At 62.4% G+C, this 24,031-nt stretch carries 18 protein-coding genes and 1 pseudogene; 2 read left to right on the top strand and 17 right to left on the bottom strand.

The genetic code is table 11. From position 1 onward, the window contains the following. Nucleotides 1-179 precede the first annotated feature (179 nt). Nucleotides 180-2,498 (top strand): PAS domain-containing sensor histidine kinase, encoded by a 2,319-nt coding sequence (locus ASE04_RS27135; RefSeq protein ID WP_056825298.1) that lies wholly within the window; start codon nucleotides 180-182, stop codon nucleotides 2,496-2,498. Here ASE04_RS27135 and ASE04_RS27130 read toward each other — a convergent pair. The 4 genes from ASE04_RS27130 to ASE04_RS27115 form a co-directional block, all read right to left on the bottom strand. Beyond that, nucleotides 2,495-5,455 (bottom strand): bifunctional [glutamine synthetase] adenylyltransferase/[glutamine synthetase]-adenylyl-L-tyrosine phosphorylase, encoded by a 2,961-nt coding sequence (locus ASE04_RS27130; RefSeq protein WP_056825297.1) that lies wholly within the window; start codon nucleotides 5,453-5,455, stop codon nucleotides 2,495-2,497. The genes ASE04_RS27135 and ASE04_RS27130 overlap by 4 nt on opposite strands. A gap of 144 nt (nucleotides 5,456-5,599) precedes the next feature. Further along, nucleotides 5,600-7,000, bottom strand: coding sequence for a sensor histidine kinase (locus tag ASE04_RS27125; protein ID WP_056825295.1), 1,401 nt, complete (start codon nucleotides 6,998-7,000; stop codon nucleotides 5,600-5,602). After that, nucleotides 6,997-7,674, bottom strand: coding sequence for a response regulator transcription factor (locus ASE04_RS27120; RefSeq protein WP_156408905.1), 678 nt, complete (start codon nucleotides 7,672-7,674; stop codon nucleotides 6,997-6,999). Before ASE04_RS27120 ends, ASE04_RS27125 begins: the two co-directional genes overlap by 4 nt. Before the next feature lie 142 nt (nucleotides 7,675-7,816). After that, nucleotides 7,817-9,385, bottom strand: a complete 1,569-nt coding sequence (locus ASE04_RS27115) for a Do family serine endopeptidase (protein ID WP_056825293.1) — start codon at nucleotides 9,383-9,385, stop codon at nucleotides 7,817-7,819. 226 nt (nucleotides 9,386-9,611) lie between these two features. Here ASE04_RS27115 and ASE04_RS27110 point away from each other — a divergent pair, with 226 nt between their 5' ends. After that, a complete protein-coding gene (locus ASE04_RS27110; protein WP_056825826.1) occupies nucleotides 9,612-10,790 on the top strand; it encodes an MFS transporter in 1,179 nt (392 codons plus the stop codon). Here the strand turns inward: ASE04_RS27110 and ASE04_RS27105 are convergent. The 13 genes and pseudogenes from ASE04_RS27105 to ASE04_RS27045 all read right to left on the bottom strand — a co-directional run bounded on the left by ASE04_RS27105 (nucleotide 10,780) and on the right by ASE04_RS27045 (nucleotide 24,026). Next, nucleotides 10,780-11,235 (bottom strand): cytochrome c-type biogenesis protein, encoded by a 456-nt coding sequence (locus tag ASE04_RS27105; RefSeq protein WP_056825291.1) that lies wholly within the window; start codon nucleotides 11,233-11,235, stop codon nucleotides 10,780-10,782. The genes ASE04_RS27110 and ASE04_RS27105 overlap by 11 nt on opposite strands. Further along, nucleotides 11,232-13,220 (bottom strand): heme lyase CcmF/NrfE family subunit, encoded by a 1,989-nt coding sequence (locus ASE04_RS27100; protein WP_056825288.1) that lies wholly within the window; start codon nucleotides 13,218-13,220, stop codon nucleotides 11,232-11,234. The genes ASE04_RS27105 and ASE04_RS27100 overlap by 4 nt, the downstream gene beginning before the upstream one ends. Continuing rightward, on the bottom strand, nucleotides 13,217-13,669 hold the full coding sequence (gene ccmE, locus ASE04_RS27095; RefSeq protein WP_056825284.1) for a cytochrome c maturation protein CcmE: 453 nt from the start codon (nucleotides 13,667-13,669) through the stop codon (nucleotides 13,217-13,219). The genes ASE04_RS27100 and ccmE overlap by 4 nt, the downstream gene beginning before the upstream one ends. After that, entirely contained in the window at nucleotides 13,666-14,796 is a 1,131-nt protein-coding gene (ccmI, locus tag ASE04_RS27090; RefSeq protein WP_056825282.1) for a c-type cytochrome biogenesis protein CcmI, read from the bottom strand. The genes ccmE and ccmI overlap by 4 nt, the downstream gene beginning before the upstream one ends. 107 nt (nucleotides 14,797-14,903) lie before the next feature. Beyond that, nucleotides 14,904-15,332 (bottom strand): hypothetical protein, encoded by a 429-nt coding sequence (locus ASE04_RS27085; protein WP_056825280.1) that lies wholly within the window; start codon nucleotides 15,330-15,332, stop codon nucleotides 14,904-14,906. Between the two features lie 113 nt (nucleotides 15,333-15,445). After that, on the bottom strand, nucleotides 15,446-16,846 hold the full coding sequence (locus ASE04_RS27080; protein ID WP_056825277.1) for a sensor histidine kinase: 1,401 nt from the start codon (nucleotides 16,844-16,846) through the stop codon (nucleotides 15,446-15,448). Further along, the gene (locus tag ASE04_RS27075; RefSeq protein ID WP_056825275.1) at nucleotides 16,836-17,507 is read right to left on the bottom strand and encodes a response regulator transcription factor; all 672 of its coding nucleotides are present in this window, start codon (nucleotides 17,505-17,507) and stop codon (nucleotides 16,836-16,838) included. Before ASE04_RS27075 ends, ASE04_RS27080 begins: the two co-directional genes overlap by 11 nt. Nucleotides 17,508-17,559: 52 nt before the next feature. Further along, the gene (locus ASE04_RS27070; protein WP_056825274.1) at nucleotides 17,560-17,808 is read right to left on the bottom strand and encodes a hypothetical protein; all 249 of its coding nucleotides are present in this window, start codon (nucleotides 17,806-17,808) and stop codon (nucleotides 17,560-17,562) included. Between the two features lie 175 nt (nucleotides 17,809-17,983). Next, nucleotides 17,984-18,199: a hypothetical protein gene (locus ASE04_RS27065; protein ID WP_056825272.1), complete on the bottom strand. Its 216-nt coding sequence runs from the start codon at nucleotides 18,197-18,199 to the stop codon at nucleotides 17,984-17,986. Between the two features lie 24 nt (nucleotides 18,200-18,223). Further along, nucleotides 18,224-22,066 (bottom strand): annotated as a pseudogene (locus ASE04_RS27060) (baseplate multidomain protein megatron). Beyond that, complete coding sequence (locus tag ASE04_RS27055; protein WP_056825270.1) at nucleotides 22,067-22,501, bottom strand: NlpC/P60 family protein; 435 nt, start codon at nucleotides 22,499-22,501, stop codon at nucleotides 22,067-22,069. After that, entirely contained in the window at nucleotides 22,498-23,388 is an 891-nt protein-coding gene (locus ASE04_RS27050) for a DUF2163 domain-containing protein (protein ID WP_056825268.1), read from the bottom strand. The genes ASE04_RS27055 and ASE04_RS27050 overlap by 4 nt, the downstream gene beginning before the upstream one ends. Beyond that, nucleotides 23,385-24,026: a TIGR02217 family protein gene (locus ASE04_RS27045; protein WP_056825265.1), complete on the bottom strand. Its 642-nt coding sequence runs from the start codon at nucleotides 24,024-24,026 to the stop codon at nucleotides 23,385-23,387. The genes ASE04_RS27050 and ASE04_RS27045 overlap by 4 nt, the downstream gene beginning before the upstream one ends. Nucleotides 24,027-24,031 lie beyond the last annotated feature (5 nt).

The raw sequence follows: 24,031 nt of genomic DNA, 5'->3' as shown, positions 1-24,031 counted from the left end.
TGCATAAGGGCGCGGCGAAAGGACAGTTAGCCGCGCAACCTGTTTGAAAGAAAATTCAGCACTTAGAATCGGTTAATAGATTTTTACCTTTTCCTCTGGACAAGGCGAATCACCGATGATTCACTGTGTCAGGTTCAAGCGAGCGGCGCTTCGAATCACACGAGGGATCAAGATCAAACATGATGAACGTGCGGCGGGCAACCGTAGCCGAAGGACGGCTGCGTGTCGATTTCGAAGGGCTGCGCTCGCTGCGTGACAGCTTTGCCGACAGCAGCCTCGCGTCCGCAAGACCCCCTTCCCGCAATTTCACGTATGCCGAGAATGTGCTGAAGCGCACCATCCCTCTTCTTATCGTCGCATTCCTGACAGTTGTAGCCGCCTCCCATTTCTTTGGCATGATGTCCGAGTACAGCCGGATGGAGGCTGCCGCCCGCCATTCGACGACTTTGGCTGCCGCCACCGCTGCAGCAGCATTCGCGGACGCCGACAGCCTGTTCGAAGCCGGCACGGTTGCCGCCGCCCAGGAACGCCTCGCCCGTTTTCTGCCCCAGGACCGGCTAGACGACGATGCTTTCGTGCTGCTCGTGCAGCCGACGGGCAAGGTCTTTGCCGCATCGGCAGCCGGCGCTGCTTACATCGGGGCAAGTGTCGGCGATTTCTTTTCCGACATCTCGTCCGCCCGGCGTTTCGGCGATCGGGCCGGTGTCATCGAGACGATGATAAGCGGTCGTGCGCACTATGCCGAAATCACACTGATCGGCAGCTCTGGCGGCTATGTCGTGGCCGCGACGTCGCTCGATCGCATCAGCAAGCTCTGGCGCGAAGAGGTGACCCTTAACGTCACTCTCTTTGCCGGCATCTCTTCGATCCTGCTCGTCGTCCTCTACGCCTACTACATGCAGGTGAGGCGCGCACGGGACGCCGACGATATCTTCCTGGAATCCAACCTGCGCGTCGAGACCGCCCTATCCCGCGGCCGCTGCGGTCTTTGGGATTTCGATTTCGACCGGCGCGAATTCTTCTGGTCGCGGTCCATGTACGAGATGCTGGGGCTTCCAGCGTCCGACAAGAACATGTGTTTCGGCGATGCCGCCCGCCTGATGCATCCTGACGATAGCGGAATTTACGAGATCGCCCGTTCGGTCGCCGGCGGCGACTTCGAACAGATCGACCAGATTTTTCGGATGCGTCACGCAGCCGGCCACTATGTCTGGATGCGCGCTCGTGCGCAGGTGATCCGTACCACCGGCGGCCGTGTTCATATGATCGGCATCGCCATGGACGTGACGGAACAGCACCGCCTCGCACAGCGCTACGCCGAAGCCGACCAGCGGCTTGCCGACGCCATCGAATGCACGTCCGAGGCATTCGTGCTTTGGGACAAGAACGACCGGCTGGTAATGTGCAACGCTCACTTCCAGCAAGCCTACGGCCTGCCGGACAGCGTGCTGGTGCCGGGCACCGAGCGGGTGGCCGTCAATGCGGCGGCGGCACGCCCTGTCATTGAACGCCGTATCGCTGACGCCGATGGCAACGGCTACAGCCGCACCAGTGAGGTGCAGCTTGCCGACGAACGCTGGCTGCAGATCAACGAACGGCGCACGCGCGATGGCGGCATGGTTTCGGTCGGGACCGACATCACCCTGTTGAAACGGAATCAGGAGCGTCTGCGCGACTCCGAGCGTCGCCTCATGGCAACGATCGGCGACCTCTCCGCCTCGCGCCAGAGCCTCGAAAGTCAGAAGTCAGAACTCTCCGTCGCCAACACGAACTACCTCGCAGAGAAGGAACGCGCGGAAGCCGCCAACAAGGCTAAATCCGAGTTTCTTGCCAACATGTCCCACGAGCTGCGCACACCGCTCAACGCCATTCTCGGCTTCTCGGAAATCCTGCAGGACCAGATGTTCGGTCCGCTTGGCTCAACCAAGTATGACGAATATGCGCGCGACATCCACGATAGCGGCAAGCATCTCCTGAACGTCATCAGCGACATTCTCGACATGTCGAAGATCGAAGCGGGCCACATGAAGCTTCAGTGCGAGCAGATCGATCTGTTGCCGCTGATCGAAGAAAGCCTTCGCTTCACGGCCATCCCTGCCAGCGAGAAGAATATCCAGATCGAACAGTGCATTCGCGATGGCATGACGCTGACGGCAGATCGTCGGGCCGTGAAGCAGATCCTGCTGAACCTTCTTTCGAATGCCGTGAAATTCACCAATGAGGGCGGCCGCATTGCGGTTCGCACGCGCCGCGCCAATGGCAGCGTCATCCTGACGATCGCCGACACCGGCATCGGCATCCCGAAGGCCGCGATCAACAAGATCGGCCAGCCCTTCGAACAGGTCCAGAGCCAGTATGCCAAGAGCAAAGGCGGCTCCGGCCTGGGTCTCGCGATCTCACGCTCACTGACAACGCTCCACGGCGGCTCGATGAAGATCCGCTCGCGCGAGGCGGTCGGCACCGTTATCTCGCTGCGTATTCCCGACGCTGCCTACTAGGGCACCACCACCGACTGAAGGATGCGCCGAACGGATTTGCCAAGGCGCTTCAGCTCCCCTTCGAGCGTCTTGATGTCGGGGCAATCGCCCGCGCGGCAGACGAGGTCGATCAGACCGGCGGGCGCCTCCTTGGGATCGAACAGCCCGTCGATGCAAAGACGGATCAACTGCGACAGCTCGGTATAAAGCTGAAACGCCTCCAGGCAGGTGTCGACATCACCGGCGGACATCAGACGACCGCCCAGGAGCTTCAGAGCTTCACCCGTATTCAGGCCATTGACCTTGGCCTCGACACCCTTCGTGGGGGCGACCAGCGCGAGATACTGCGCGATGAATTCGATATCGATCACCCCACCCGGAATGAGCTTCAAATCCCAGGCGCTGGCGGGCGGCTTTTCGCTTTCGATCAACTGGCGCATCTCGGTGACGTCGCGAGCGAGCTTGGCCGGCTCACGATGCCGGGAGAGAACATCCGTGACGATGCTCTCGGCTTCCGCGATCAGGCCGGCGTCACCGCAGATCAGGCGAGCACGGCTGAGCGCCATGTGCTCCCACGTCCACGCTTCTTCCCGCTGGTATTTTCCGAACGCGTTGATCCGGGTGGCAACCGGTCCCTTGTTGCCGGAGGGTCGCAGGCGCATGTCGACTTCGTAGAGAACGCCTTCCGCTGTCGGCGCGGAAAAGGCAGCGATCAGGCGCTGTGTCATCCGCGTGAAATAGCGAACGGCGTCGAGCGGCTTTTCGCCCACAGATTCCGGCGCCGCATCATCGTAGTCGTAGAGGAGGATGAGATCGATGTCGGAACCGGCCGTCAGCTCGAAGCTACCGAGCTTGCCCATTCCGGCAACGGCGACACGGCCACCCGGGAATGCGCCATAGGACGCCTCCATTTCCTGGCGTACGGCGTTCAGCGCCGCTTCGATGATCAGGTCCGCAAGGTGCGTGAAGGCGCGCGCCGCCATTGCGCCGTTGATCGTACCCGTCAAAAGACGAATGCCGATCAGGAACCGCTGCTCGGCCGCGAAAATGCGCAACCGATCCAGCACCTCCTCATAGTACCTCGCCTGTAGCAACGATCCCTTTAGTCGCTCGGCCAGATACTCGCGCGTCGGCAACTCGGCCATCAGGCCGGGATCGAGCATGCCGTCGAAAACGTGGGGCTTTGCGGCAATCACTTCAGCGAGCTTCGGCGCCGCCGACATGATGTTGACGATCAGCGATAGCAGCGCCGGATTGCTGCCGAGCAGAGAGAAGAGCTGAATGCCGGCCGGCAACCCCGAAATGAAGCTATCGAACCGCAGGATCGCCTCGTCCGCCCGCTTGCTCTCCCCGAACACACGCAGCAATTGGGGGGTAAGCTCGGTCAGGCGTTCTCGCGCTTCGACAGATTGGGTCGCCTTGTAGCGTCCGTAGTGCCAAGTGCGAATGACGCGCGATATGTCCGATGGCCGTTCGAAGCCCATCTTACGAAGCGTGATCAGGGTGTCCGGATCATCGTTCTGACCGGTGAAAACGAGATTTCCCGTTTCCGTCGAAAGGCGGTTTTCCTGTTCGAAAAGGCGCGCGTAACGCCGTTCCACGGCTCGGAAAGTTTCGACCAGCTTCTCGGAGAAACTCGGCGTATCGCCAAAACCCATCATGAACGCGATGCGCTTCAGCTCCGCCTCCGTTTCCGGCAACAGGTGCGTCTGCTCGTCACGCACCATCTGGATGCGATGCTCGACATCGCGAAGATACCAGTATGCGTCGATCAGCTCGTCGCGCGTTTCCTCGTCGATCCATTTCGCCTTGGTCAGCTCGACGAGCGTCTCTTCGGTGCCGCGCGAACGCAGAACGGGCATGCGGCCGCCGGCGATCAACTGTTGCGTCTGAACGAAGAACTCTATCTCGCGGATACCGCCGCGGCCGAGCTTGACGTTGTGACCTTTGACGGCAATCGCGCCGTGGCCCTTATGGGCATGGATCTGCCGCTTGATCGAATGGATGTCGGCGATCGCGGCGTAGTCGAGATACTTGCGAAAGACGAAGGGGACGAGGCCGCGCAGGAATTGCTCGCCCGCCCGCAGGTCGCCCGCCACGGCGCGTGCCTTGATGAAGGCGGCGCGTTCCCAGTTCTGCCCTCGCCCTTCGTAGTAGATCATCGCCGCATCGACGGAGATTGCGAGTGGCGTGGAGCCCGGATCAGGGCGGAGCCGGAGGTCGGTTCGGAAGACGTAGCCATCCGCCGTTCGCTCCTGCATGATCCGAACCAGACGCCGCATCAGACGCGGGAAGACCTCGATCGCGTCGTCGGGATCCTCGAGGATTCCAGCCTGTTCGTCGAAGAAGACCACCAGATCGATATCGGATGAGTAATTCAGCTCGGAGGCACCGAGCTTGCCCATACCGAGAACGATCAATCCCGACCCATCGCTCGGATGTGCGACGTCCTTCAGACGCAGCTTGCGGCTTTCGTGGGCGGTCAGCAACAGGTGATCGATAGCGGCACTCACGGCCGCCTCGGCAAGCCGGCTCAGCCATGCGGTGGTCACCCGGCCATCGAAGATCCGACCGAGATCGGCCAAGGCGAGCAGGAACGCAACCCGGCGCTTTGCGATCCGCAGACGGCTCATCACGTCGGCCTCGCTCGGAGCGCCTGCGTCGTCGCCGTTTGGTCTCCACGCATTCCTGGCCTCGTTGACCAGGGTCTCGATCTGAGGTTCCAGTGGCTCAGAAATAGCCCCAACCAAGGCGGCCGGATCGATGTTGGCGATCTCTCGCAAGTAGGGCGACAAGGTGAGCGCGGCGGTGACGAATTCCTTCAGAGCACTCTCTTCGCCGAGGAGGCTCGCGACCACCGGCTCGCTCTTGCCGATCTTCTGCAGGTCGGCAAGCGTCAGCTTCAATTCGGTCTTGCTCAATGGCCTGAGGAGGCCTTCCGTCACATCCCTGAGGCTGTGCTTCGATGTCGTCAGCATGCGCCCTCCCTGGCTACAGCGAACGGCCGGTGAGGGAATCAGACGTCCCTCCGGCTCTTGCCGAGTAAGTTAGGGTCCAAGACGCGCGCGGCCAACCTCCAAATTGACCTGTTGCGACATTCGGCGCGAGTGACCGCAATGCTTCTATTTTGCCGGGAATACCATCGTGACCGTCAGGCCGCGGCGGGCCGGGTTGTCGGCATCCGTATCCGAAAGTTCGAGACGACCGCCGTGCAGTTCCATGACCGCTTCCACCAGCGAAAGCCCAAGCCCGGTGCCGGGCTTCGACCGACTTTCGTCAAGGCGAACGAAGCGCTTGAGGACTTCTTCCCGCTTCTCGGCCGGAATACCGGCACCATGATCAGCTACCTGTAGGCAGATGCCGTCGTTCCGCCGCACGAGGCGCAGCGCAATGTCGCCACCATCACTGCCGGAGGCGTATTTGATCGCATTGTCGATGAGATTGAAGATCGCCTGGCCGATCAGTTCGCGATTTCCCTGCACCTCTACGCCCGGGTCGATGGCCGAGGTCAGTGCAAGGCCCGCTTCATCGGCGACGGGCTCATAGAGCTCGGCGCTGTCAGCGACGATCGCGGAAAGATCGACCATCGACATTTCGGCCGCGACCGATCCAGCCTCGACGCGAGAGATCATCAGCAGCGCATTGAAGGTTCGGATCAACTGGTCGGATTCGGAGATAATCCCCTCCAGAGCAACGCGCCTCACATCGGGTTCAGGCGTATCCAGCGCATCCGCGGCCTTGTTGCGCAGGCGCGTCAGCGGGGTCTTCAGATCGTGTGCGATATTGTCGGAGACCTGCCGCAAGCCCTCGTTCAGCTTTTCAATTCGACCGAGCATCGCGTTCAGCGATGCAGACAGACGATCGAATTCGTCACCCGAACCACCGACCGGAAGGCGCTGCGACAGGTCGCCCGCCATGATCTTCTTGCTGGCGGCCGACATGCGATCGATGCGTTTCAGTGCATTTCGGCCGATGCCGAACCAGATGATGATCGCGCCCAGACCCATGATCGCCAAAGCAATCATCAGCGCCTGGCGCACGAGGCCACGGAATGCCTCCGGCTCTCCGAGATCGCGTCCGATCAGGATCTTCAAACCATTGTCGAGGACTTCGATGTTGGCGACCGCCATGTGGCGCTTCGCTTGCCCGCCTTCCGAGTAGCGCTGATAGAAGAACGGCAGCGACGTCCACCCCTCCTCCAGCATTACGCCCGGCTGGACCGAAGCAACGTTGCCGGCGAGGATGTCGCCGGAAGGGCCGGCAATGATGTAGAGGTTGGCGCCCGGCTGGCGCGCACGACGTTCCATCGTCCGCAGGAGCAGATTCATGCCACCCGTATCATAGGCCCGCTGGACCTGATCGACTTCCTGCTGCACGGCTTCGCGGATCTGGCTCGTCAGGAGCCGCTCCGACATCGCCGTCACATAGAAGACGAGCGTCGCGGCACAGATCGCGAAGAGCAGGATGTAAAGGGCAGAGAGACGGACCGCGGTGGACTTAAAGAGAACCCGAAAACGGCTCATCCCTCATCCTTGATCATATAACCGGCACCGCGAATGGTCTTCAGTAGCGGCTGGCTAAAGTCCTTCTCGATCTTCGAGCGAAGGCGCGAGACATGCACGTCGATCACATTGGTCTGCGGGTCGAAATGGTAGTCCCAGACGTTTTCAAGGAGCATGGTTCGCGTCACCACCTGCCCGGCATTCTTCATGAGATATTCGAGAAGACGGAATTCGCGCGGCTGCAGCGGGATTTCCTTGCCGCCGCGCCGGACCTCGTGGGACAGGCGGTCAAGCTCCAGGTCGCCGACGCGATAGACGACGTCCTGGTCGGGCGTGCCCTTGCGACGACCCAGCACTTCGACACGGGCGAGAAGTTCGCTGAAGGCGTAAGGCTTCGGGAGATAGTCATCGCCGCCGGCGCGAAGTCCGGTCACGCGGTCGTCCACCTGGCCGAGGGCCGAAAGGATCAGAACCGGCGTATGAATTGCCTTGCGGCGAAGCTCGCTGATAACGGACAAGCCGTCGCGACGCGGCAACATGCGGTCGATGACGATCACGTCGTAGGTATTTTCAGTGCCCATGAACAGGCCGCTCTCACCGTCACTTGCATGATCGGCGACAATGCCCGCCTCGCGAAAGGCTTTCGTGAGATAAGCGGCCGCTTCCAGATCGTCTTCGATAATCAGAATCTTCATGCGCCCGACATTACCCGTCGGCTGTGTTTCGGCAAGACTTGAAGCTGTGTCCTGTTGCAGGGACGTCATCGCGGCACCCATGATGCATTGACGGAAAGGAGCCGCGCGCAGTGGCGCGGCTCCTGGTTTCTGGCGGAGAGGATTAGCCCTGACCGTCGAGCGGAAGGGCAACGAAGCGGCTGCCGTCCTTCGACAGGATCTGGAAGAGCGCGCGGGTGCGCCCGTCCTTCTTTGCCTGGTTCAGCAGCTTGACGACGTCATCGGCGGAGGAGACGTCCTGGTTGTTGACCGAGGTGATCTTCTCGCCTTCCTTGATGCCCTTGTCGGCTGCGTCGGAGTTCGGATCGATACCGGTGATCTGCAAGCCCTTGCCGTCATCCGAAGGACCGACGGTCAGACCGAGATCGGCGAGCGCCTTTTCGGAGGCCGGAGCCTGCGCTTCCGGTGCCTGATCGTCGGTGTCGCTCGAAGCGTCCTTCTGGTCGGCCGGCAGCGTGCCGAGTTCGACCTGCAGGGACTGTGCCTTGCCCGAGCGCCAGATCGAGAGTTCGACCTTCTTTCCAGGCTGCATCGCGCCGATACGGCGGCTGAGATCGCGGGCATCCTTGACTGGTTCACCGTTGAGAGCGGTTACGACGTCACCAGCCTTCATGCCGGCCTTCTGGCCAGGCGAGCCGTCCTGCGGAGAGACGACGAGCGCGCCGTTGGCTTCGGAGAGACCGAGCGAGTCGGCGATATCCTTCGTCACCGGCTGGATCTGAACGCCGAGCCAACCACGGGAGACCGTGCCGTCCTTCATCAGGTCGGCAACGACGTCCTTGGCCGTCGATGCCGGAATTGCGAAGGCGATGCCAACGCTACCGCCTGATGGGGAGAAGATGGCGGTGTTGATACCGACGACTTCGCCGTTCAGGTTGAAGGTCGGTCCGCCCGAATTGCCCCGGTTCACAGCGGCGTCGACCTGCAGATAGTCGTCGTAGGGGCCGGAGCCGATATCACGGCCGCGAGCCGAGACGATACCTGCCGTCACCGTGCCGCCAAGACCGAACGGGTTGCCGACGGCAACGACCCAGTCGCCGACGCGAACATTGTGATCGTCCGCCCAGTTGACGTAGGTGAACTTGCGTCCCTTGGCCTCGACCTTGAGGACCGCGAGATCGGTGCGCGGGTCCTTGCCGATCAACTTGGCATCGAGTTCCGTGCCGTCGTTCATGACCGCAACGAAGGCGCTGCCGTCAGAGACGACGTGATTGTTGGTGACGATATAGCCGTCCTCAGAGATGAAGAAGCCGGAGCCCTGAGCGACCGGGCGCAGACGACCCTTGCTGTCAGGCTGACCGAAGTGCTTGCCGGGAGGGCCACCGCGATGACCCTGCGGGCCCTGCTCGCCGAACTGGCGGAAGAAAGGCTTCAGAGCATCCGGCAGATCGTCGAAGCCGCGGCCGTTGAAGTCAAACGAGAAGCCATTGCCTTCGTCGTCAGCTACCGGCTTGACGCGGCTTTCAACTCGAACGGACACGACGGCCGGCGAAACGGCATCGACGACGTTTGCGAAACTCGGAACGGACGGCGCCTGAACCTTCACTGCTTCTGCATAGGAGGATGTGATCTGGAGGGGAATACCGGTTGCAAGCACCGCAGCGGCAAGACCCGCGACGGTCGAGGCCTTCAGCGCGGTACTGAGCGACGGAGCTTTGATATTCTTAAGCATAAGTGGCACCTTCTTCGTTTTACATCGACAGGACCGGCAGTCACCGGATCGGCTGATGAACGAAGATATAGGACGGCACACCTTACTGCGAACTGTCCGAGCGATGAAAAAATCGTAATGTACGATGCTTTCGACGTCGCCTGCCGCCCGGACCGCTTGATGTTCGCTGTCGACGCCTTCCGCGCAAATCGCTATGGATGCGCTGGAAAATCGGACACCGACCTCAATGACCCACGCAATTTCGACTGCAGATTTCGCGCCCGACACGGCGGCAATAGCCGCGGTTATCATCGGTGTGACCGCTTTTGCCGTTGCGCAGGGCCTGACCTACCCGCTGATTTCGCTGGTTCTCGAGCATCGCAATGTCGCGCAAAGCCTGATCGGCTTCAACGCCGGCTGCTTCGCGGCGGGGCTGGGTACGGCGACATTCGCCGTCGGAGCGTTAACGCGTCTCGTGCGTGGCGACCGGCTGATCGTCGGCGGCCTCGTCGGCTGTGCACTCAGTCTTTCGGTCTTCGCAAGTTCCGACAACTTTTGGGTATGGTGTGTCGCGCGCTTCTCGTTGGGCGTCTGCGTCAGCCTCATCTTCATGCTCAGTGAGGCCTGGCTCAATACCGCGTGCCCTGATCGCCTGCGCGGCCGCATTTCGGGGCTCTATGGTGCCGGCATGTGCGGAGGCTTTGCCGCCGGTCCTCTGGCGATCCCGCTCTTCGGCACGAAGAACGGCTTCGCCTTCGCGCTTCTGGCCGTCTATGTTGCCTGCGTCGCCTTCCTCACCGTGATATTGACCCGAAAAGCACGCACACAGCCTGAGCAGGCTGCCTCCGGAGCTCTTTTCAGCTTTGTTCGGCGCGCACCGTTGCTGGTTTGCATGGTTGCCGCGTTCGCGATTGCCGACATCGCCGCCATTTCCGCAATGCCGGTCTACTTCGTGCGGCTCGGTTATTCGGAGTCTTTCGCCGCCATCAGCGTCACGATCCTCGCCCTGCCGACAGCCTTGGCCCAACCGCTTGTCGGCTGGTTCCTCGACAAGACATCGCGCTCGGGAGTAGCTCTCTTCTCGGCGGTCACCGCCGGCCTGAGCTTCATCGCCATTCCTTTTCTGGAATCGCAGGCGGCGATCCTGATTGCGTTCGGCATCATGGGGACCGCGAGCTTTTCGCTCTACACCTGCGCCCTGACGATCCTCGGGGAACGCTTTGCCGGCAAGGCGCTTGTAGCAGGAAGCGCGGCATTCGCGCTTGCCTACGCCATCGGCAGTGCTGCTGGCTCCTCGACGGTTGGAGCCGTCATGGATATCTACTCCCCCGCCGCCGGTCCGGTGACCGCGGGAAGCGTCGTCCTCGCTTTCGCGGTCTTCTACGGCCTGTCGCTGCTGCGGAGCCGTGCTCGATCTAGCTCTTGAGCAGATCGTCGAGCTTTGCCTGTTCTTCGGCGGTCAGCGTCGAGCCGGTCGGCTTGCCTGTCCGGCGGCGAGCGAAGACCAACAGCGAAATCCCGCCGACCACGAACAGCACCAGCGGAGCCCCCCACAGCATCAGGGTCTTTGCCTCGAAGCGTGGGCGGAGAAGAACGAACTCGCCATAGCGGGAAACGATATAGCTCATCACCTGCTCGTCGCTGTCGCCATCGGTGATCCGCTCGCGAACGAGCAACCGGAGATCCTTCGCGAGTTCCGCATTGGAGTCGTCGATCGACTGGTTCTGGCAAACCATGCAGCGCAGCTCGGCCGAGATGGTCCGCGCGCGCGCCTCCAGAGCGGGGTCCGCAAGCACCTCATCGGGGTTGACCGCGAATGCTGGCGCAGCCGCGAGCACGAAGGCGGCAGCGAGAAGCAGACGGCGCATCATTCCGCAGGCTCCATCACCGGCGATGCCGGCCGCGCCTTTCGGCGAGGTGCGCCGACGCGGAGGCGGCGGTCGCTCAGCGAGACGAAGCCGCCAAACGCCATGACAAGTGCACCACCCCAGATGAACAGGATATATGGCTTCCACCACACCCGGACGACGACACCACCGTCGTTCGTCGCATCGCCCAACGACACGTAGAGCTGGCTCGACCCGAAGGTGAGGATCCCGGCCTCGGTCGTCGGCATCTGCCGCGCCGTATAGATCCGCTTCGATGACCAGACGTCGGCAACCTCGACGCCGCCACGCCCGATGGTGAAGTGCCCTCGCTCCTCGGTATAGTTCGGTCCGCGCGCCGGTTTCATGCCGTCGAACCGCAGGCTATGGCCTCCTGCCTCGATGACTTCGCCAGGCTTCATCTGCGTGACGTGCTCCGTCTCGAAGGTCGTGACGGCTACGATGCCGAGAACGGTCAGCCCGAGGCCGGCATGAGCCAGTGCTGTCCCGAATGCCGAACGCGGCAAGCCGGTCAGGCGGCGAAACGCAACGCTGGCCGCCACCTTGCCGACGCCGGCACGGTACCAGAGATCCGCGATCGCGCCGAACACAAGGAACAGACCCGCAGCGAAGCCGAGCGCGGCGAGCACCGGGCCGCCGTGCTTGACGTAGAAGAAGACCAGGGCGGCAACCAGCGAAAAGGCGGCGGCAACATACAGTCGTTGCAAGGCGCCGAGCAGATCGCCGCGCTTCCATGCCAGCAGCGGTCCAAAGGGCACCGCGACGAGCAAGGGTGCCATCAGGAAGCCGAACGTCATATTGAAGAAGGGCGGGCCGACGGAAATCTTGTCGCCCGTCAGGGTTTCAAGCAGCAGCGGATAGAGCGTGCCGGTCAACACCGTGCCGCAGGCCACGGTGAGAATGAGATTGTTCACGACCAACGCGCCTTCACGCGAGATCGGCGCAAAGAGGCCGCCCGCGGAAAGCAGCGGTGCACGGAAGGCGAAGAGCGACAGCGCCCCGCCGATGAACAGAAGAAGGATGCAAAGAATGAATACGCCGCGCGTCGGATCGCTGGCGAAGGCGTGAACGGATGTCAGGACGCCCGAGCGGACGAGGAAGGTTCCCATCAGCGACAGCGAGAAGGTCAGGAGCGCCAGCAGGACCGTCCAGATCTTCAGCGCCTCGCGCTTTTCCATGACAAGCGCGGAATGAAGGAGCGCCGTTCCCGCAAGCCAGGGCATGAAAGAGGCGTTTTCGACCGGATCCCAGAACCACCAGCCACCCCAGCCGAGCTCGTAATAGGCCCAATAGGAGCCCATCGCAATGCCAAGCGTCAGGAATGTCCAGGCCGCCAGCGTCCAGGGCCGCACCCAGCGCGCCCAGGCGGCATCAATACGGCCTTCGAGAAGGGCCGCCACGGCAAAGGAAAAACAGACCGAAAAGCCGACATATCCGAGATAGAGCAGCGGCGGATGGATCGCGAGACCGATATCCTGCAGCACCGGATTGAGATCCTTGCCCTCGGCGGGCGCCGGGTCGAGCCGCGTGAAGGGGTTCGACGTCATTAGGATAAACAGAATGAAGGCAACCGATATCCAAGCCTGAACCGAAAGCACATTCGCCTTCAGCGTATCCGGCAGATTGCGCCCGAAGACCGCAACAAGAGCGCTGAACAATGCCAGGATCAGCAGCCAGAGCATCATCGAGCCTTCATGATTGCCCCAGACTCCCGAGTATTTGTAGATCAGGGGTACGAGGGAGTGCGAGTTCTCCCAGACGTTCGCGACAGAAAAATCCGACACGACATGCGCATAAGTCAAAACGCCGAAGGAAAGCGTGACCAGCGCAAAGAGAAGCACGGATCCGACAGGCGCGACGTCCATCATCGCCTGATCAAGACGACGCGCACCGATCGCCGGAACGAACGACAGGACGATGGCCGTGGCAAGCGCCAGGATGAGTGCGTAGTGCCCGATCTCGATAATCATTGCGCTGCCTGCCCTTCCTGCCAGAGGCCCTGCGCCTTCAGCCTGTCGGCGACCTCCTTGGGCATGTATTTTTCGTCGTGCTTTGCAAGCACTGTATCGGCGGTAAAGACGTCGCTGCCCGTTTCGAACCGTCCTTCGGTCACCACGCCCTGCCCTTCCCGGAAGAGGTCGGGGAGAATTCCGGTATAGCGAACCCGCACCAGATCACCGCTGGCGTCGGTCACGCCGAACTGAACGGTCGAACCGACACCACGGACGATGCTTCCGGGCCCGACCAGACCGCCGAGGCGGATCCGCGTTCCCGGTGGAACGGGGTTCTTGACGAGATCCGCAGGCATGTAGAAGTAGGCCACCGATTGGCTGAAGGCGAACATGACAAGCAGCACTGCGGCGATAATAAAGCTCATGCCGCCGCCGATAACCGCAAGGCGCTTCTGCTTGCGCGTCATTCCGTCAATCCTTCCGTGGCTATGCCGAGCTCATTCGCGAGCGCCAGGAGCTGCTTGCCTTTGTCACCGTTGGCGGGAAAAGTCGCAAGCCCGCGCTTCAGCGCATCGACGGCATTGTCCTTGTCGTTCAGGACGGCATAGGAGCGGATCAGGCGCAACCAGCCTTCGAGATTATCAGGGTTTTCCGTGAGCTTGGCGTTCAGGCTTTCGACCATGCCCTTGACCATCTGCTGCCGGTCGCCGCTGCTCATCTGCTCGGCCGCGGCGACATCCGCCTGCGTCGGATTGCCGAGAGGCTGCGCTTGCGCCGGGGTGCCGCCATTCCTGGTGATGTGCTCGTTGACGAGCGGCAGCCAGGGAGCATCCGGCGCAGAGGCTTTTGCAAGCTCCTCAAATCCCGCCAGCGCCTGCTCCTTCTGGCCGGCTTGCTCAAGCCCAAGAGCCATATAAAAGCGTCCACGCGGGTTATCCGGCTCCGATTGCAGCAACTGCTTCAGGACGGCGGTGATCTCCTCGGTCACGGCTCCATCGGACCGTTTCATCAGAGTTTCTGTCAAGCCATCCAGACGCGCCGCCGTCGGACCGAGCAGACGGATCGCATTGCGATAGGCAAGCTCGGCATCGTCGATGCGCATCGTGCTGTAGTAGATCGGCGCGAGAACGTCCCATCCCTTGCCGTCGTCAGGGTTTTCCGCAAGGTGGCGCTCCGCCTTGGAGACGAGGATCGCTAGGTCGTTGCCGGGGTGCTCCAGGCGCGCCTGGAGCGGCTGGGACGGCAAGTCAGGCCGTCCCATCGTGACGTAAAGACAGAGCCCGACAAGAGGCAGCAGCAGCAGGACGAAGACTTCGGTGAACAGATGCCTGCCGACCCGCGGCTTCGACGGCTCCGATGCGACACCGGAGACAGCGATCAGGCGGCGACCGATTTCCGCGCGTGCATATTCCGCCTCTTCCGTGGAAATCAGCCCGCCGGAGAGGTCCCGATCCAGTTCCCGAAGCTGATCGCGATAGACTGCAGCTTCGCCGGCGCGATCATCGGCGGCCGCTTTCGCTCCACGCAAAAGCGGATAAAGCAGGACGGCGGCAACAGCGGCCGTCATCGCGGCCACGAGAATCCAGAAAATCATAGCCGCCAATTACTTGAAGCGCGGCTTTATTCCAACCTTCAAAGCTGTGATGACGCGGATTTGAGGCGTTTCGCCGCATTTTTGCTGTGGCGCGGCTTTCCGGCACTTCACCCGAGCGGCGACCAGCTGCCGTTGTCGTTGCGGCAGGCGGAGCCGCGGGCCACGGTTTCCTTGCCTTCAACCGTCAGAGTGTGGGTGTACTGACGGCAATTCTGTGAGCCAACCTGATACGGCGCCGCAGCGATGACCTTGCCGCTGACGTTTCTGCCGCTCCAGACGACAGGCTGACCGACACCGGCGCCCTCGAGCGCACGATACTCCGCCTCGAGCGCACGCTGCTTGTCGCTGTCACTCAGCTCGATCCCCGTGCGCCCTACGATACCGCCCTGCAGCGCGGAGATGAACGTGGCCGAGGCAGACGGCTTGCTGCTTCCGAAAAATCCGCTGGAAGCGCCGCTCTTCGTCGTTTGGCAGCCGGAGAGAGCGACGACGGCGCAGAGAGAAGAAACGATCATGCCTTTTGAACGAAGCATCATTTACTCGAACCCAGATCAGGTATCCATTACGCCAGCACAAACACAGCCTGCCATGCCGATCAGGGCAAAGCATGCTATGCAAATCCGATATCTTTCTGGCATCAAGCAGTTGCTCACGCAACATCCTTTGTAATGCCGGGAAGAATAAGGCGCGCTTTCAAGCCGCCCTGATCGCTGCGGGAGAGTTCCAGCCGCCCCTGATACTCGTTGGCAATCTCCGTGACGATCGACAGCCCGAGCCCGGTACCCGGCTTGCTCTCATCGAGCCGGCGCCCTCGTTTCAGAGCTTCCCGGATCTGGTCCGGTTCAAGTCCACGGCCGTCGTCCTCGACAATGATCTCGACCCAGTGGCGGCGAGCACTCTCGCCGGCCTTTGGCTCCTCATGCGTTTCCGCAGCCACGACACGAACCTTGTGGGTCGCAAAACGCGCGGCGTTCTCAAGAAGATTGCCGACGATTTCTTCCAGATCCTGCTGCTCCATCGCCACGGCGATGTGCGGCGGCGCGACCTGCAGCTCGAATTCCTTGTCCACGTTCAGCCGGCGCATGACGCGCACCAGGCGCTCGAGCGCCGGCTCCGCATCGGTGCGCGCCAGCACGGATTCACGCTGGGCCGCGATGCGGGCACGGTTGAGATAGGACTGGACCTGCCCCTGCATCGCTTCGGCCTGGCCGCGGACCAGTTCGCCATGCGACCGCTCCAGCACCCTTGCCTCGTTGAGCAGAACCGCGATCGGGGTTTTCAGCGAATGAGCAAGATTGCCCACCTGCATGCGGGCACGCTCGACGATACGGCGATTGCTGTCGATCAGAGCGTTGACCTCGTTGGCGAGCGGCAGGATCTCGCGCGGGAATTCACCCTTCAGCTGTTCGCTTTCGCCGGCACGGATGCGCTCCAGCGCGGCGCGCGCCTTGTCCAGCGGCTTCAAGCCATAGAGAATCGCAAGCGCATTGACGATCAGACTGCCGACGCCGAAGCCGGCGAGTGCAAGGTAAAGACTGTGGGAGAAGTTTCTGACGTCGTCCTCGACGACATCGACGTTGCCGCTCACGCGAAAGCGCGCTGCGCGTCCGTCCGTATCGAGCACCACTTCGGTTTCGGCAACCTGAATCCGGTTACCGGACGCGTCGGTCACCTGATAGTAGCGCTCGTAATTCTTGTCGAAGGGCGCCTCCAGAACCGACGGCACCGGGATCGTCGCGGACCCGAGAGAGGGAGAAACCAAGGGCGGCGCCGTGTAGGTGCCGAGCGGCTCCACCACCCAGTACCAGCCGGTCTTCGGCTGCGCGAACCGGAGATCGCCGAGCTGCGGGCTGCCGTTGAGCGCGCCCTGATCGCCGATCGCCACCGAATTGATGACGTTGTAGAGCTGCGCGCGCAAAAGATCCTGAAAGCCGCGTTCGGCGCTCTTGCGGTACAGTGTCGAGATCAGCAGACCAATGACGACAAGCGCCACGCTCGACCAGATCGTGGTCAGCAGCAGAACGCGTGCTGTGAGCGACTTAATTCGCATTGCTCGGCGCTTGGATGCGGTAACCGAGCCCGCGCACCGTCTCAATCAGATCAACGCCCATCTTCTTGCGGAGACGGCCGACGAAAACCTCGATCGTGTTGGAATCGCGATCGAAATCCTGATCATACATATGCTCCACCAGTTCGGTGCGCGAGACGACCTCGCCCATATGATGCATCAGGTAGGCCAGAAGGCGATATTCGTGCGACGTCAGTTTCAGGGCCACGCCGTTGACCATCGCCTTCGATGTCTTGGTATCGAGCCGAACCGGCCCGCAGACGATCTCGGAGGACGAATGGCCAGCGGCACGGCGGATCAGGGCGCGAATACGGGCAAGCACTTCCTCGACGTGGAACGGCTTGGTGACATAGTCGTCCGCGCCCGCGTCAATGCCGGCGACCTTGTCGCTCCATCGGTCGCGGGCGGTGAGAATCAGAACAGGCATGCCGCGACCGGCGCCGCGCCATTTCTCAAGCACGGTCACACCATCCAGTTCGGGAAGGCCGATGTCGAGGATGATGGCATCGTAGGGCTCGGTCTCGCCGAGGAAATGCCCCTCCTCGCCATCGAACGCCTGATCGACGACGTAACCGGCTTCCTTGAGGGTGTCCGCCAGCTGACGGTTCAGATTGACATCGTCTTCGACTACGAGAATGCGCATCGGTCCGCTTTATCCTGCTTTATCCGTTCGGTGTTTCTTAGGCCGATTCTGCCTACATCGGAACCTTGACAGTGACCTTGCGCGGTCGCTGACCGTTTCCCTGCACCAGCACGGTAATGATGCAACTGTCGCCGGAGGGCTGAACGGACAACAATTGTCCGCCGGTTTTCTCGACAACCTGCTGTGCGGCTTCGCTGCAATCGCCTGCCACGCGCACGATAAAGTTGCGCGAATTTTCCGGTGAGGGCGACGACAACGCCAGCCCGGCGGCCAACGCTGCGACACTCAAGGGAGAGGCCATGTGCTACGCTTTCAATGGATACCAACTTGGCCCGACTATGTACTCAAGCGACCTGAATGGCAAATGAATGCCTTGTAACGCCGCTGTTTGGAACGATTTCAAACTGCTCTCGCGTCGCGCGCTAAGGCATTGAAACGACCCGCAATCATGCGGGTCGTCGACGCCCGAAACCGCATCAGGAGGTGGACCGGATCACCGTTTTCGCCGTCACGCGACCGTAAACAGCAATCAACCCTCCGAGCGCGCCGGCGATGTTGACGATCGAATCAACGATCTGCCCACGATCGACCGTGGAGATATCCACACCCGTTAAGTGCATGACCGACGCGAGAATCGCGATCAACGCTCCCCATATCGTTTTGGAGCTGTACCAGTTCTTCAAGTCGCCCATTTCGCTTTGTCCTTTCGTTGGGAGCTACAGGGAAAATGTCGCGGTGACCGCGATGCCGAGCGGGATGCTCTCGCCCATCTGCCTGACGCGTGCGGTGAGTGCCGACAGGGGCGTGCCAAAGTCGGCGATCTCGTCGGCGACTGGATAGATCCAGGATGGTTCCTGCGTCTCGACTGATCTCAGGACGTCGTCGCCGGCGAGGATCTCGACGCGATAGCGCTCAAAGGGTTCATCGAGCGGAATGTCGGCGCCGATCCAGCTATCGGCTTCCTTCCTGCCACAGCGCACCCACGACAGGCTGATATCGCCGGCATCGCTGCGCAGGCCGCGCAGATGCACCGGGGCGAGCGGGGTTCGCGCCCGCAAACCACCCTCGAACGCGTAAGGACCTGCCATCTCGGTCGACCCAGCGGCTTCCGCAATCCAATTGAGACGCAGACCGGCCTCCCCGCTGCCGAGACCGAGTGGCTTGACGGCCTCGTCCAACACGACGACGGGCGACCCCGCAGGAATGCCGGCCCGCATGGCGTCATCGGTACCGGCAAGCGCGCGAAGAAGGCCGGTCAGCCGCCAGCGGCGAGTTTCGATTTCTTCGGCACGCTGGAAGGACAGTACCTCCCAGACGCCGCTTGGTGAGCGCGCCGCGATCCGGTTGCCGCCGTTCAGAACCGAAATCGCCGGTGCCGAGGCGAGCTCGCCGAATGGGAGGTCGACGATCAGCTCCTGCGACCAGTCGAAACGACCGCGGACACCTGGATCGAGGGTTGTGACCGTCGTCCCGATCCGTGCGGGCCTGTCGAGCAGCACTCGGCCTCGATAGCCTTCTGTTGTTGCCGATGACGACAAAGCGATGGTCTTCCAGGGCGCCGCAAACGCAGCACCCCGAGCGAACGAACCGGCATCGCCGTCTTCGAAACAAGGAAGGTCGAGCAGATGAACGACAGGGGCAAAGAGGCTCGAAGCGCCAGTGCCGCCGTTCTGCCCGCTCGTTCGCTGCGGCCATGCGGCACCGCCCGAGACGGCAAACTCGCGCGCCTCAATGCGGCGCTGGCCCTCGTCCTCGATGCTGGAAACTATGAACCGTCCAGCCGGGCCTTCCGCGATCGTGACGGCATCGCCCGGTTGCAGGTCCAGCGCTCCCGGCGGGAGGCTGAAACGAACGGTCCGGCGCGATACGCGGTTGTCTCTCAATAGGCCTTCGGCGGCCGCGAGCGCAGCCTCCTCGGGCATGGCCGCGGACAGATCCTGCTTGATCACCCGGCTCGTCGCTGCCGCTGCCCGATGCGACCGGGCGCTCGCCTGTTCGTAATCCAACGCGGGATCGTAGAAGGTCAGAACGGCTTCCGCGGCGAAGTCGCTGTCGTGGCCGCGCGTCTCGCGCCACAGAGGTTCGTCTTCGACATCGACAAATGTGTCGACGACGACGGGCGGCAGGCTTGCCCGGCCGCGCGAGCGGAAATGCAGAGTACCGGCATCCTCGAACACATCGATCGCGAATGCCTGCAGCAGCGGCTCGATGAGGCTGCGCGCGGACACCACATCGCCATGCACGTAACCCGTCAGGTCGCCTGAGACATCGGCAACGTCGAAGTCGGCAAAACCCTGATCGCGAAGGATCGCGGCGATGATGTCGGCAAGCGTTCCCGCTCCCAGCCTGCCGTTCAGCCAATGTCCGGTCGCCCAGTTGGCGCCGTCGCTCCAGGTGGATGTCTCCTGCGGAAAGGCCGGATAAGGCCGAGCGTCCCAGCACCAGACGAAGAGATGCGCCGGATCCACCATCCCGGCCGGAGCCGTGTCCGCATTCCATCTCGCATGGTGGGCTTCGAGAAAGCGGCGCTGCATGCTGTCGGCGCGCATGCCGCTGGAGAAATAGGGTAGTCCGCTTTCCCTTGACTTCGGATCGATGAAGACGTTGGGCTGATTGCCGCCCTTGTCGACGGCCGCGCAGCCAAGCTCGGTGAACCAGACCGGCTTGCTCCCCGGCTGCCAGGCCGAAGGAGCAGCACGCTCCACGCCGCCGATACGATCTTAGTGAAGGTTGTTCCACCAGCCGCCAATGTCCTTGTAACGGAACGTCCATGGCTTGTCCGCCAGACTATCCGTTATCGTTGTCCTGATGCGGGCAATCCGGTCTGCGTCGGTGGCGTAGTACCAGTCGAACCCCTCGCCCGCGGAGATCGCGGCGGCGATTGCCGCGCCATCCTCGGCGGAGCGGAAGCCATCGGGATTGGCCTCCGACAGATCCTCGTCCCGCCAATCGGCGAGCGGCATGTAGTTATCGATGCCAACGGCGTCGATTGCTGATGATGCCCAGAGCGGATCGAGGTTGAAGTAGACATCACCGCTACCGTCCTGCGGATGATAACCGAAATATTCGGACCAATCGGCGCCATAAGTCAGCCGGGCTGTCGGCAGCAGTGCCTTGACGTCAGCGGCCAGCGCGACGAGAGCGTCGACGAAGGGAAACCGATCGGCTTCATCCCGCACGGCCGTCAGGCCGCGCAACTCCGAACCGAGAAGGAAGCCATCCACACCGCCGGCGGCCCTTGCGAGCTGCGCATAGTGCAGGATGAAACGCCGGTATCCGTCGCCGCTTCCCCCGTAGGCCACCTGCTGTCCGGATAGGAGAAAATCAGCGGCGCGCGCGGTGCCGATAAAAGCATCGACCTGCCCGTGCGCCACTGCCGTCCGATCGACGCTATCAGGCCGGCCGGTTGCCGGAAAGCAGGTGATGCGCCCCCGCCATGGATAGGCCGGTTGAACGCCTGACGCGGAAGGGTCGGGCAAGGCGTTGTCCGAGGGAATATCCATCATCAGGAACGGATAGAGATAAACTTCCAGACCACGCGCCTTCAGATCGGCAATTGCGGCGAGAACAGCGGCATCATCAGGCGTCCCGCCATAGGCCGGCACTCCGCTGTTGCCGCTGACCACATGGGCGCTGCCGCGCGCGATCCCGGACACGGACCAGGCCTTGCTCTCACCGTTCCGCACGGCCGTCTCGACACCGGGCACGATCCGGCATTCGCCCGCCCGCAGATCGGTTCCGAACCAGGAGACCACCAGAGCCACGCGCTCTAGATTCGGGCAGAGTGCCATCAGCTCGTCGATCGACACCTGCCAGTCCGTGGCGCCCTACAGCGTGTTGCGATTGAGGAGGCGCGCGCTCCCGGCGCCACTCTGCTCCGAAACCGCGACGGGCTGGTAGCCGTGCTCCGTCGCGCCGGGAATGATGCAAACCGCCTTCAGCTGGCTTTCCAGCGCGCCGACGGGACGGACGACCTCGAACTGCAGAAGCGGGATGCGGTTGCCATAAGTGTCCAGCGGCAAGCGCTCGAAGACGACATAGGCCAAGCCGCGATAGGCAGGCGCATTGCCCGCGCCCTGCTTTGCCTCGATCAACGGATCCGGCTGCTGTGCATCGGTGCCGCGATAGACACGCATCTCGATGGCGGTCTGGTCGATCTCCTTGCCATCCGCCCAGATCCGGCGAATGCAGGCGATCTCGCCTTCGCAAATCCCGAAGGCGACGTTGGCGAAGTAGCGGAACGTCTCGACGCGGGTACCGCCGGAGGCCTTGCCTCCCTTTCGTTCGGTGGTGACCTGCTCCTCGAAGCGAGTCGCCCAGATCATCGTGCCGCCGATGCGCGTGCTGCCGTAGACGCGGTTGATCGGCGTGCCCTCATCGGCGCCGGGAATGCGGGCCGTCGCCAGATGTGTTGCCCGCACGGTGGAGCTGCCGGCAAGCAAAGCATGATCGACCACACTGCCGGCAAGCGCACCCGCAGCCCGCCCGACGATCGCCCCGACCGGACCGAAGACACTGCCAAGAGCCGCGCCCGCGGCCTGCAAGAGAAGAGTTGCCATCTATTTCTCCGGGAAGCGAAACACAGCCGCAACGCGTCGGCGCCAGCTGGGCACGAGCGGCGAGCGGATCACGCAGGCCTGCTCGTAGGCGTGGATGAATTGCCGGTCGCCGGCGAATATGCCCGCGTGCTTGGCTGCAAGTTCGGGCCTCCAACGAAACAGCAGGAGGTCTCCTGGCTGCATGCTCAGCGTCGGCAGGACCACGCCAAAATGCCTGGACGCCGCAGCGAGCAGCCGGTCCTCGCCGCTGCGTTCGGCCCAATCAGGGGCGTAAGGCGGCACGAACTCCGGCTCGCCGCCATAGAGCCCGCGCCAGATCCCACGGATCAGCCCGAGACAGTCGCATCCTACGCCCTTGCAGGACGCTTGGTGACGATAGGGCGTGCCGGTCCAAGCCTCAGCAATCTCGAGGACCTGTTCTGCGATCGATGTCATTTGAACAGCGCGCTCCCGTCATGGACGCTTTCGCCATCGGCATAGGTGTAGGCGAAGTCGGCGCCCGGCATATGCGGAAAGCCTCGGAAATTGAGATGGTTGGAAAACCTGCCGCGACATGTCGAAAACGACTTGTCGCATCCGATGGTGAGAAGCACATGGTCTCCCGGCGCAGGCGGCCGATGCAGCGGAAGCCAGAGGACGACTTCCACCAGCCCTCCCTTAGCTGCGTTCGTCTCGATATCCGCACGCAATCCGGCATTCGCGCCGTCGACGAATGTGAGAAGCCCCAGGCGAAGCAGCCCGTCGGCGAACTCTTCGGGGCAGGATAGGAAAAGCCTGCCGGAATCGGGAACTGAAACGACGGTCGCTTCAAAGCGATAGCCGGTGCCGTTCAGATCCACGCCGCAGCGCTGATCACCGAGCGTCGCATCGCAACGGCGGCCGTATATCCGCCCTTGCGGCTCGGCCAGGCGGCTTGCGAAGCTTCGCAATTCGGCCTGGAAGCTGGTTGTATCGCGGGTGACGTCGCCAATTTCCTGGACCTTGAGCAGGATGTGCTCCGCGGGCGCCGCCCAATTGACAAGCAGAATCTCCACGCGGGCGCCGTCATAACGTCCCGCCTCCAGGTCTTCCTCGGTGATCACGTCGCTGGAAAAGCCGCCGGCGACCTGACTCGTTGCCGCCGGCATGCCCGCCGCCTCTTCCGTCGCGGTTGCGGAAAAGCCCGTCGCCGCGAGGTACGTCATGCCGTCAATCGTCAGATCATGATCGTGCTCGGTAAAGCCGAGGATCGTGCCGTCGCGACGCACCACCCGCCATGCATGGCAGACGGTCGTGGCATCGCCGCTCAGATGCTCCTTGAGTGCAGGCGGAATGCTTCTCATGGCACGATCTCCGTCAGCGGTATGGTCGGGATCCGTCCGGCGTTGAAGGCCGACAGGTTGATGTCGATCCGGCCGGTCGCAAACCTCACCGGCACATCGAATTCATAGCCGGCGGAGATCAGGGCGCCCGGCGGCGGTATCTGGTCCGGAGCGAACGAGACAATCCCGGTTGCCGGATCAGAGATAAAGGCGCTGTCAGGCTGCGGAACGCCGCCGACCGCGACGACGACCGAGCCCGCGACCGGCTTGAAAATCCTGCGGAGACTGGCGGCCGCGGCATCCTTGTAAGTTTTCGTCAGGGTGAAATTCGCGGTGACACCGTCGCCCGTTCCGATCGGCTGATCCATCGAGGAAACCGGCATTCCCGGCCGCCCCGATATCCAATCGACCGGATCGCGAAAGCGAAAACCGTGGAGCTCGCCGCTGCGCGCCTCGAAGAACTCGAGCACTTCATAGAGGTCGGCGACAGAGCGCAGGCCCGAGCCGGCATCGTAACTGCGCCGCGCATCGCGCCAGCGGCTGTTGCGGCTCTCGCGGCCGTTCGAAAGATTGACGATATCGGTGCGCCTGATGGGGCCGCCGCTCGTCGATAGCGACAGGCGCAGCGGAAATCGCACCTCATGAAAGCCGTTTGCCATGATTA

Source organism: Rhizobium sp. Root708, from assembly GCF_001429725.1.
Lineage (GTDB): Bacteria > Pseudomonadota > Alphaproteobacteria > Rhizobiales > Rhizobiaceae > Rhizobium.
The sequence above is the reverse complement of the archived record's forward strand: the minus strand, read 5'-3'. Positions and strand labels throughout refer to the sequence as shown.